At 68.1% G+C, this 11,284-nt stretch carries 6 protein-coding genes; 3 read left to right on the forward strand and 3 right to left on the reverse strand.

What is annotated here, in order from left to right:
- Nucleotides 1-47 precede the first annotated feature (47 nt).
- On the forward strand, nt 48-4,172 hold the full coding sequence (gene hrpA, locus ACSBPQ_RS04105) for an ATP-dependent RNA helicase HrpA (RefSeq protein ID WP_442683790.1): 4,125 nt from the start codon (nt 48-50) through the stop codon (nt 4,170-4,172).
- An 81-nt stretch (nt 4,173-4,253) separates the two neighbouring features.
- Here hrpA and ACSBPQ_RS04110 read toward each other — a convergent pair whose 3' ends face one another.
- Nucleotides 4,254-4,769 (reverse strand): DUF4124 domain-containing protein, encoded by a 516-nt coding sequence (locus ACSBPQ_RS04110; RefSeq protein WP_442684505.1) that lies wholly within the window; start codon nt 4,767-4,769, stop codon nt 4,254-4,256.
- Nucleotides 4,770-4,839: 70 nt separating this feature from the next.
- Nucleotides 4,840-5,355: a hypothetical protein gene (locus tag ACSBPQ_RS04115; protein ID WP_442683791.1), complete on the reverse strand. Its 516-nt coding sequence runs from the start codon at nt 5,353-5,355 to the stop codon at nt 4,840-4,842.
- A gap of 63 nt (nt 5,356-5,418) precedes the next feature.
- On the opposite strand from ACSBPQ_RS04115, the gene ACSBPQ_RS04120 reads away from it, so the two are divergent.
- Both ACSBPQ_RS04120 and ACSBPQ_RS04125 read left to right on the forward strand, forming a co-directional pair.
- Complete coding sequence (locus ACSBPQ_RS04120; protein ID WP_442683792.1) at nt 5,419-7,575, forward strand: RelA/SpoT family protein; 2,157 nt, start codon at nt 5,419-5,421, stop codon at nt 7,573-7,575.
- 28 nt (nt 7,576-7,603) lie between these two features.
- The gene (locus ACSBPQ_RS04125) at nt 7,604-9,160 is read left to right on the forward strand and encodes a hypothetical protein (RefSeq protein WP_442683793.1); all 1,557 of its coding nucleotides are present in this window, start codon (nt 7,604-7,606) and stop codon (nt 9,158-9,160) included.
- A 19-nt stretch (nt 9,161-9,179) separates the two neighbouring features.
- Here the strand turns inward: ACSBPQ_RS04125 and ACSBPQ_RS04130 are convergent, their stop codons facing one another.
- Nucleotides 9,180-11,279 carry a glycosyltransferase gene (locus tag ACSBPQ_RS04130; RefSeq protein WP_442683794.1) on the reverse strand — a complete coding sequence of 700 codons (2,100 nt, stop codon included), beginning with the start codon at nt 11,277-11,279 and terminating at the stop codon, nt 9,180-9,182.
- Nucleotides 11,280-11,284: the final 5 nt, after the last annotated feature.

Genomic DNA, 11,284 nt, shown 5'->3' on the forward strand with positions numbered 1-11,284 from the left:
CACACTTGTGTAACAACTGCCATTCAAGTTTTCACGTCTGTCCATTGATGAGCGCTATCGAAAAAGACACCGCTGCGCGCCTGCGTGCCGCCCGCAAGGCCGTTGATACGGCAATGAGCCGTGACCGTGGGCGCCTGTTGGGCTCGTTGTCACGCTGGCAGGGCAAGCCGGACGATGCCGCCGCCGAACAGGCGTTCGCGCAGCTGCTGGAGCGTTCGGCCGACCAGCGCCGGCAACGTGCCGCGCAAAATATCGCCATCAGCATGGACGAGGCGCTGCCGATCGCGCGTGAAGCAGCGCAGATCACCGGATTGATCCGTGAACACCAGGTGGTGGTGATCGCCGGTGAAACCGGTTCGGGCAAAACCACGCAGCTGCCCAAGCTGTGCCTGGCCGCCGGGCGTGGCGAGGCCGGCATGATCGGCTGCACCCAGCCGCGCCGCATCGCCGCCCGCGCCGTGGCCACGCGCGTGGCCGAGGAACTGGGCACCGAGCTCGGTTCGGTGGTTGGCTTCCAGGTGCGCTTCACCGACAAGGTGGGTGAGGACAGCCGTATCAAGTTCATGACCGACGGCATCCTGCTGGCCGAGATCGCCTCCGATCGCTGGCTGTCGCGTTACGACACGCTGATCATCGACGAGGCGCATGAGCGCAGCCTCAATATCGACTTCCTGCTGGGCTACCTGAAGCAGCTGCTGCGCAAGCGCCCGGACCTGAAGCTGATCGTCACCTCGGCGACCATCGACACCGAACGCTTCTCGCGGCATTTCGACAACGCGCCGGTGGTGAATGTCGAAGGCCGCACCTATCCGGTGGAGGTGCGTTATCGACCCCCGGATGAAAAACCGGGGTCAGAGTCGGTTTCCACACCGCCGGCCGATGCCGGCGGGCGCGGCAGGCGTGAGGAGGGCGATGGCGATCCGGTGTCGGCGATCGTCGCGGCCATGGATGAAATCACCCGCGCCGATCCGCGAGGCGATGTACTGGTGTTCCTGCCCGGTGAGCGCGAGATCCGCGACACCCACCAGGCGCTGGAACGACGCAAATACCGTGAAACCGAGGTGCTGCCGCTGTACGCGCGGCTCTCGGCCAAGGACCAGGACCGGGTGTTCAACCCGGGGCCGAAACGGCGCGTGGTGTTGACCACCAACGTGGCCGAAACGTCGCTGACGGTGCCGCGTATCCGGTACGTCATCGATCCGGGCTATGCGCGCGTGAAGCGCTACAGCTCTCGGCAGAAGCTGGACCGGCTGCATATCGAGCCGGTGTCGCAGGCCAGCGCCAACCAGCGCAAGGGCCGCTGCGGCCGTATTGCCGAGGGCATCTGTTACCGGCTGTATTCGGAGGCCGATTTCCAGTCGCGCCCGGAGTTCACCGATCCGGAAATCCGCCGCTCCTCGCTGTCGGGAGTGATCCTGCGCATGCTGCAGCTGGGACTGGGGCAGATCGATGAATTCCCGTTCCTTGAGGCGCCGGATGAACGTGCCGTGGCCGATGGCTGGCAGCAGCTGGCCGAGCTGGGCGCCATCGAAGGCACGCGCAAGCTCACCGCCATCGGCCGGCAGATGGCGCGCTTGCCGGTGGATGTGAAGCTGGCGCGCATGCTGGTGGCCGCACAGAAGGGCGGCTGCCTGCGCGAGATGCTGGTGATCGCCGCTTTCCTGGGTATCCAGGACCCGCGCGAACGCCCGCCGGACGCCCGTGAGGCCGCCGACAACGCGCACGCGCTGTTTGCCGACGGGCGTTCGGAATTCATCGGCATCCTGCGCCTGTGGGAGGCCTATCGCGTCGCCCACGAAGACCTCACCCAGTCCAAATTGCGCGACTGGTGCGGGCGGCATTTCCTCGGCTTCCTGCGCATGCGCGAATGGCGCGAACTGCACCGCCAGTTGCGGCTGCTGTGCGAAGAGCTGGGGTGGGACACCAATCCGGGTGAGGACTTCGGCAAGGCGCTGTTGTCGGCACCGGCAGCCCTGCCGGCCGGCGGCGATGCCGAGGCCAGGCGCAAGGCGACCCGTGGCGAACAGCATCGGGCTGCACGGCTGGCGCGTGAGGGTAAAAAATCGGGGTCAGAGTCGGTTTCTCCCCGAGGAAAAATCGACGCTGACCCCGGTTTCTCCATCCCCGACAAGGTGCGTGTCGCCGCCTATCAGGCCTTGCACCGCGCCATCCTCGCCGGTCTGCCGACGCAGGTGGGCCATCGCACCGACAAGGGGGATTTCCAGGCGCCGCGGCAGCGCCGCTTCCACCTGTTCCCCGGCTCGGTGCTGGCAAAAAAGCCACCGCCGTGGGTGCTCAGTGCCACGTTGCTGGATACCCAGCGCGTGTGGGGCCTGACCAACGCGTCCATCGAGCCGGACTGGGTGATCGCCGAGCTGCCGCATCTGCTGGCCCGCAAGCACTTCGACCCGCACTGGTCGCGGGCGCAGGGACAGGTGCTGGCATCGGAGCAGATCAGCCTGTTCGGGCTGGTGCTGGCGCCGAAAAAACCGGTGCACTACGGCAAGATCAACCCCGGCGAAGCGCATGACATCTTCGTGCGGCAGGCGCTGGTGACCGGCGAGATCAACACCCGCGCCGGTTTTGTCGCCGACAACCTGAAGGTGCTGGAACAGGCACGCGAGGAGGAAGCCAAGCTGCGTCGCGCCGGCATCGTTTCCGATGAGGACTGGCAGGCGCGCTGGTACCTGGACCGGGTGCCCTCGCATATCCACTCGGCCAACCTGCTCGATGGCTGGTGGAAGGCGCTGGCACCGGAGCAGCGCCGCAGCCTGCTGTGGTCATTGACCGACCTGCTGCCGGGCGAAGGCAGCGAACAGGATCGCTATCCCAGATACTTCCCGCTGGGTGATGCACGGCTGGCGATGCACTACCGCTTCGAGCCCGGCGCCGAGGACGACGGCGTGACCCTGGATGTGCCGCTGCATCTGCTCAACGCGCTGGACCCGGCGCGGCTGTCATGGCTGGCGCCCGGTTTTGTCGCCGACAAGGCTGCCGCGCTGATCCGCAGCCTGCCCAAGGCGATGCGCCGCAACTATGTGCCGGCACCGGATTTCGGCCGCGCGTTTTTCGAGGCGTGGGCACAGCCGTCGGCCGATGACATCCGCGGCGAACTGGCGCGGTTCCTGAGCAAGACCACCGGTGCGTCCGTGGCGGCCACGGATTTCGAGGTGGATGCGCTGGAGCCGCACCTGCGCATGAACCTGCGGCTGGGCGATGACAAGGGCAGGTTGCTGGCGATGTCGCGTGATCTGGATGCGCTGCGCGCACGTTTCGGCGAGCGCGCCGGCAGTGCGTTTGCGGCGCGTGCGGGCAAGGCGTTGGCCGCTGAAAACCTGCGCGAATTCCCGTCCGCTGCCATCCCCGAGCAGGTACCGGGCGAGGCCGGGGTGCCCGCCTGGCCGGCGCTGGTGGATACCGGTGACGCGGCCGCGCTGCGCATCTTCGCCGATCACAAGGAAGCCCGGCGCGCGCATCCACAGGGCGTGCGGCGGCTGCTGGAAATCGTGCTGGCCGACAAGCACAAGCAGGCCCGTAAGCAGTTGCCGGTATCGCCCAAGACCGGCCTGCTGTATGCGGCGATCGAATCACAGGAGCGCCTGCGCGGCGACCTGGTCGATGCGGCGATGAACGCGGTGCTGGCCGAAGGGCTGGGCGAGATCCGTTCGCCGGACACCTTCGAGCTGCGCCGGGCCGATGCCGCCAAGCGGCTGTTCGGCGAGGCGATGGAACGGCTGAAGCTGGCCGAATCCATCCTGGGCCTGGTGGCCGAACTGAAGCCGCAGCTGGAAGCCCCGTTGATGGGCTGGGCACGCGGCAACCTTGATGACATGGAGGCGCAGCTGTCCGGGCTGGTGCATGCCGGTTTCCTGCGGCAGACGCCGGCCGATGCGCTGGCGCAGTTCCCGCGCTACCTGAAGGCGATGATCCTGCGCGCCGAGCGGGCCAAGCGTGATCCGCCGCGCGACCAGGCGCGGATGCTGGAGCTCAAGCCCTTCATCGATGCCCTGGATGACGCCCGCGCGCAAGGTCGTGCCGACCTCCCGGAGTGGTCGGCGTTGCGCTGGGATATCGAAGAACTGCGGGTGTCACTGTTCGCGCAGGAGCTGGGTTTCCGTGCGGGCGTCTCGCCGAAAAAACTGGCGCAGCGGGTCGCGGCCTTGCAGAAATAGGATGGGGTGTCGCTGAAGTCCGTAGCGCCGGTGATGCCGGGTCGATAGCCCGGCCGGATACCAGCGGCGCCCGACCCTGTTTCAGGAAGCCGGGCGGTGCTGTTCGATACAGCGGCGGCGCGCGGTATTCATCTGCGTGTGGGCGGCGGCATGTTCGCGGGTGATCGCCTGGCGCAGGGTGCCCATGCGCGCGCGCAGGGCCTGCGAGCGCTGCGGGTCGGCGGTGGCGGCCAACTGCTCGTTCAAGGCGGACAGCTGCTGCTGCAGGTTGCCGACCCGGTCATTGGACGGGCCATAGACCGATGCGGTGGCGGTGGCGATGCAGGTACGTTCGGCGGCACGGGCGCTTTCATCATCGCGGGCGGCGCTGGAGTCGCTGTGGGGGGACGGCTCGCTGAGTGCTTCGGCACCGCTGGCGATGGCGGGCGCGGCAGTGCCGCCTGACGGCTCATCGCGCAGCTTCATCGGCTGCGCGTTGGCATCGCACGGGTGCTCGGAATAAGCGGTTTCCCCGGACTTCCCCTTGCACTTGTAAACCTGTGCGGCCGCGCTGGCGGGCAGCAGGAGCAACAACAACGTCAGCACGAATACGGGCATGGCGGTCAACGGACTCCGGAAGTCGATCAAGGACAGGGAGAATGACGGGGCAACAGGTGTCATGACGGCATCACTTGATGCGCTGGACCTTGGCGCGGGTGTTGAGGCCATCCACCTGCAGGTACCACACGTTCATCAGCCCGGGAGTGATCCTGACCTGCGGCGCCTGTTTGCGCACACCGCTGACGCTGGCAGTGTCGGTCTGTTCCCACACCTGGCCATTGTCCAGCGTGTACTGGCGGCCCTTGGCGAAACCGCGGAACTCGCCTTCAAGCCCGGCCTGGATCGGCTCGTTCGAACCGAACGAAAGGAAGCCGCGGTTCTTCACGATCACTTCCTGGCGGCCTTCCTCGCGGGCGCTTTCCAGCGCCGAGGTAGTGGCCTGTTCAACCTTGCCCTGCAGCCAGTCGTTGAGTGCGCGCAGCTCCCCGGCATCAAGCTTGTGCAGGCCGGCGGCGGTGAATTCCTCGGTGGACATCTGTTGTTGCAGGTCGCCCTGCAGCGCGCGCTGGGCATGTGCCTGCTGCAGCGGCAGCAGCGAAAGCGCGGTGGCGGCGAACAGAAGGGGCAGGCGTGGCAGCTTCATGGATGATTGTTCCCGGAGAGGGTTGGGCGCTAGTGTAGGGGCAACCGCCCGCGATTGACTGCTGTGAACCGTCCCTCCCCTTCCGGCCTGGATGCGCTGTTGCAACGCCCCTCCACCAGTGCGCTGGCCGCACCGCTGCGGCAGGCCCTGCTGGATGCCTGGCATCAGTCCGGAACCATCAGCGAACCCTCGCAGCCGTGGCCGGTGTTGGCTGACACGCTCGATGCCTTGGCGCTGCTGTCCGCTGACGAGGCGGTGATCGTGGCCGCGCTGCTGTTCGACCTGCCGGGGCTGCGCGTACGCCTGCCGGAGCTGCCGCTGGGAGCGCTTGCACCGGCGGTGAATGGTTTGCTGGAAGGCCAGGATGCTGCCGACCAGGTGTGGGCGCTGCACGCCGGCCGTGATGCCGGGCGCAACAGCGAGGGATTGCGACGGCTGCTGCTGTCGATCATCCACGACCTGCGTGTGGTGCCGATCCTGCTGGCACGGCAGTTGGCCTGCATGCGCGCGGCCAGTCGTCTGGATGACGGGCAACGGCGCGCGCTGGCGCAGCTGACCCGCGACATCCACGCGCCCTTGGCCAACCGGCTGGGTATCTGGCAGTTGAAGTGGGAGCTGGAGGATCTGGCGTTCCGCTTCCTCGAACCGGACACCTACCGGCACATCGCCCGCGAGGTCGATGAAACCCGCATGGCCCGCGAGCACTACGTGGAGGCGGTGAAAAAGAAACTGTCGGCGGCGCTGGCCGAGCAGGGCATCCGCGGCGAAGTCAGCGGCCGGCCGAAACACATCTACAGCATCTGGCGCAAGATGCAGAAAAAGCAGCTCGCCTTCGAGCAACTGTACGACCTGCGCGCGGTGCGGGTGATGGTCGACGATGTCGGTGCCTGTTACGCCACGCTCGGCGTGGTGCATGCGCTGTGGACGCCGATCCCGAGCGAGTTCGACGACTACATCGCCCGCCCCAAGGCCAACGATTACCGCTCGCTGCATACGGCGGTGCTCGGCCCGGAAGGGCGCACCATCGAAGTACAGATCCGCACCCATGAAATGCACGCGCAGGCCGAGCTGGGCGTGGCCGCGCACTGGAAATACAAGGAAGGCGGCAAGGGCGCGGAGAAGGCGTTCGACCGCAAGATCACCTGGATGCGGCAGCTGCTGGAGCAGGCGCAGGATGCGGCCAATCCGGAGGATCTGGCCGGTGCGCTGGATGCCGAGCTGGTGGAGGACCGCGTCTACGCACTCACTCCCAAGGGCGAGGTGCTGGACCTGCCGGCCGGTGCCACGCCGCTGGATTTCGCCTACCAGATCCACACCATGGTCGGGCACCGTTGCCGTGGCGCCAAGGTCAACGGCCGCATCGTGCCGCTGACCTACCGGCTGCGCAGTGGCGACCGCGTCGAGATCCTGACCGGCAAGGAAGCCGATCCACGCCGCGACTGGCTGCTGGCGGCCAACGGCTACCTGGCCAGCAACCGCTCGCGCGAGAAGGTGCGCGGCTGGTTCCACAAGCTCGACCGGGCGCGCAATGTGCAGGCCGGACGCGAACTGCTCGACCGCGAGCTCAAGCGCCTGGGCCTGCAGCAGGCCGACCTGATGGTGGCCGCGAAGAAATTCCATGCCGACAGCGTGGATGACCTCTACATCCAGGTGGCGCTGGGCGACACCGGGCCGAGCCAGGTCAGCCGCGCGCTGCTGGAGGCCGAGCGGGCGTTGTCGCAGCCGGCACAGCCGGTGATGCCGCGACCCACCGCGCGACGCGACGGCCTTGGCAAATCCGACTTCACCGTGCAGGGCGTGGGCAACCTGCTGGTGCAGCTGGCGCGCTGCTGCCAGCCGGTGGCCGGCGAGCCGATTGCCGGCTATCTCACCCAGACCCGTGGCGTCACCGTGCACCGGGTGGATTGTGCGGCGCTGACGCGGCTGTCGGCCGTACACCCGGAGCGGATATTGCCGGTGGAGTGGGGACGCGCCGGTTCGGGTTACGAGGTCGATGTGCTGGTGCGGGGCGTCGACCGCCGCTGGCTGCTCAAGGACATCACCAACCTGATCGCGCAGGAGGATGCCTATGTGCTCAACATCAACAGCGACAACGTGCGTGACAGCGGCAGCGTGCAACTGCGCCTGCACCTGAAGGTCAGCGACTACGGCCAGCTGTCCACCCTGCTGGGCAAGCTGGATGCGCTGCCGGGCGTGGAGGAGGCGCGGCGCCTGGGTTGATGCAGGCCTGAGCCGCTAAGCTGCGCGGATGGAATCTGTCTGGCAGCGCTGCGGGAAGTGGCTGTGTGATCTCGGCGGCAGGGGAAAACTGTACCTGCGCTGGTGGGTCGCCCGTGGCTGGCACAGCCGGCGGGCCTGGTGCTGGATCGGAGGCGCAATCGTGTTGCTGGCACTGGCCCTGAGTGTCGTGCGGCAGCCGCTGGCCGACTGGTTGTGGCCGGATACGCGGATCCAGCAGTTGCTGGAGCAGGGGGAACAGGCACTGCGTGAAGGCCGGCTCAGCGATGCCGATGGCAGCGGTGCGCGGGAACGGTTCGAGGCGGCGGCGGCACTGGATCCGGATCGCCGCGACATCCAGGACGCACGGGTGCGTACAGGCGAGGCGGCGTTGCGGCAGGCCCGCCAGCAGCTGGCCGCCGGCAACCATGAAGCGGCCCGTGCCGCGCTCGGACTGGCGCGACAGCTGCAGATGCCGCAGGCAGGGATCGCCGCGCTCGCCGCCGAGCTGCGGCGTGCCGAACACCAGGCCGGTGGCATCGAACAGCTGTTGCAGCAGGCGCAGGCGGCGCAGCGGCAGGGGCGGCTGGATGACGGACCGGACAGCGCACTGCCGCTGTACCAGCAGGTGCTGGCGTTGCAGCCGGAGCAGATGCAGGCGCTGGAAGGGCGCGAGGATGCGCTTTCCGACCTGCTGCTGCATGCCAGGCGGCTCGCCGCGCAAGGCCGGCTGCAGCAGGCCGCCCGGCAATTGCAGCGGGTGGAGGCGTTTGATCCTGGGCATTACGACCTGCCCGATGCTCGTGCACGGCTGAGCGCGGCGCTGGAGCAGCGCCGTCGTGCGGCCGAGCGGGATCTGGCGCGAGGACGACTGCAGGCGGCGACGACCGGCTTGCAGGAGGTGCTGGCGGCATCACCCGCTGACGAGGCCGCGCAACTGGATCTGCAGCGCGTTGCGCGTGCGCAGGCGGCAGAAGCGGTGCGGCTGGCGCGCGACTTCCATTTCGCCGAGGCCGCGAAGGCACTGCAGCAGGCGCGTGTGCTCGCACCGGAAATGGCGGAAATCGTTGCTGCCGAACAGGTGCTGGCGCGGGCGAAGGCCGCACAGCAGTCGATGGATTCCGTCGTGCCCGCCGCGCAGCGTGAGCAGCAGGTACGGGCACTGTTGGCGAAGATGGAGCAGGCCGAGGTGCAGGGGCAGTGGCTGCTGCCGCCGGGCAACAGCGCCTATGACCACTTCAAGGCGGCGCAGGCGCTGGCGCCGCAGGATGCGCGGGTACAGCGTGCGGCCGCACGGATTCTGCCTGCCGCCCGCAGCTGTCTGGAGGACAACCTGCGCGGTAACCGGTTGCGTGCGGCCCGCACCTGCCTGGACGCATGGCAGGCGCTGGCACCGGGGGATGCGGGACTGGCCATGGCGCGCCGCCGGCTGGCCCAGCGCTGGATCGCGGTCGGCAGTGAGCGGCTGGGCGGTGGCGATACCGGCTTCGCTGCGCAGGCCCTGCACCAGGCCCGCCAGATCGATGCGGCCACGCCGGAGATCGCCGCTTTCAGCGAGCGCCTGGACAGCGTGCAGGCACTGCGCTGATCGTTGCCGGGCCGGGACCTCAGTGCAGGAACACGCGGGCGACGCTGTCGCGGGCCGCCCCCATTGAAAAGTGCTGTGCGATGTTGTGCAGGCTGTTGCCGGACAGCCGCTCCCACAGCCTCTGGTCGGTATACAGGCGGACCACCGCCGCGGCGAAGGCGGGTGCATCGTCGGCCACCAGCACATCCATGCCGTCCTGCAGGTGCATGCCTTCCACCGCGCAGGTCGTGGCCACCACCGGCTGGCCGTGCGCCATGCTGAGGTTGATCTTGCCCTTCACCCCGGCACCAAAGCGCAGCGGCGCCACGGAAATACGACCGCCTTCCATGTACGGCACCACGTCCGGCACATAGCCGTGGACGTGGACGCCGGGACAGGTGGCGGCCAGTGCATGGAGCGGCTCGGGCACATCGGCACCGATGCAGTGGAACGCGACATCGGGCAGCTGCTGGCGGATCAGCGGGAACACCTCGCCGATGAACCACTGCATCGCGTCCAGGTTCGGCGGATGGCGGAAGCCGCCGACGAACACCAGATCGCGGCGCTGCGCCCAGTGACGGCCCTTGCCGGCGACCTCGTGCAGATTGGAGACCAGCTCGACCGCCACCTGCGGCGCATCGGTTTGCAACTGCTGTTTTTCCGCGGCGCTGACCAGCAGGGTCACATCGGTGGCGGCCATCACCGCCAGCTCGCTGCCGCGGGTGCGTTCGGCACTGCGCAGCAGGCCGGCGTCCTGCGCCAGTTCGGCGCCACGGCGCTCGCGCAGGTAGTGCAGGTCGACCGTGTCGAACACCGTGCGCGCCTGCGGTGCGAAGCGCTTCACCAGCGGCAGGCACTCGTTGGCAAGGTGGTAGCGCACCATCATCACCACCGCGAAGCGGCGGCCGTGGGCCTGCAGCCAGTTGCCGACACCCTTGAGGAACGGCGCATGCCAGACCTCCACCCCCAGCGCCTGCAGAGCCTCGGTGGCGGCGCCGCCATGTTCACCGCGGGTGGGGACGAACACGACATGTGCGCCGCCGGCCAGCAGCATGCGGATCAGGTTGAACTGGCGCAGCGAAGCCGAGTCGCGATCCGGTTGCGGCACGGCCTCGTCAAGGATCAGGATCTGGCGCTGATGGCGGTGCAACAGTGCCGGTGACGGCACACTGCCGACCGGCAGCTGCCGGCCCAGTGCTTCATGCCATTTCCCGGCGAATACCTGCTGGTTGCGCACCTGGTACGCCTTGACTCCGCTGCCGGTATCGGTGCCGTTGCTGGTGCCTTCGTCATGCACCACGTGGCTGGCCGGCTGCACCAGCACACGATGACCCGCCGCCCGCACCTTGAAGGCGAGGTCGGTGTCCTCGTAGTAGGCCGGGGCGTAGCGTGCATCCAGACCGCCAAGCTGCTCGAACAGCGTACGGGGAATGGCCAGCGCCGCGCCCGAGCAGTAGTCGGTATCGCGCAGGCTGGAATAGCGGGGATCTTCGGCCGATTCGAAACGGCCATAGCTCCAGCAGCTGGCATCGTTGAACACAATGCCGCCGGCTTCCTGCAGGCGGCCATCCGGATACAGCAGCTGCGCGCCGACCAGTCCGGCCTCGGGCACGGTCTGGAAGGTGTCCAGCAAGGCGTCCAGCCAGCCCGGTTGCGGTACCGTATCGTTGTTCAGCAGTACCACGTACTGCCCGCGACTCAGGCGCAGGCCGTCATTGCAGGCGGCGATGAAGCCGCCGTTCTGCGCCCGCACGTGGTAACGCAGGCCTTCGATCTGCGGCATCCACGCGCCGGTGTCGTCGCTGCTGCCGTCATCGACCACGATGATCTCGCAGGCGTGTGCCGGCGGATGCGCGGCCAGGGCGCGCAGGCAGGCCAGCGTGTGCCGGCAGTGGTTGTAGACCGGGATGACGATGCTGGCGACCGGCTGTGCGCTGGCGGGCACGGGAAACGGCGCGAAGTCCTCCGCCGCAGGCATGAACAGTGGCGCGCGCTGGGCCGCCGGTTGCCGCCGGGTGTGGACGCCGATGCGGTGCAGCGTGGCTTTCCAGCCACGGGTTCGCAGGCTGGCCAGGGCGCGGCGGATCAGGCCGGTGAGGCGTCTGAGGTGATAGCGCGCGTCGGCCAGGGACATCGGCATTGCGT

It is taken from the genome of Stenotrophomonas sp. JC08, assembly GCF_052180205.1.
Lineage (GTDB): Bacteria > Pseudomonadota > Gammaproteobacteria > Xanthomonadales > Xanthomonadaceae > Stenotrophomonas.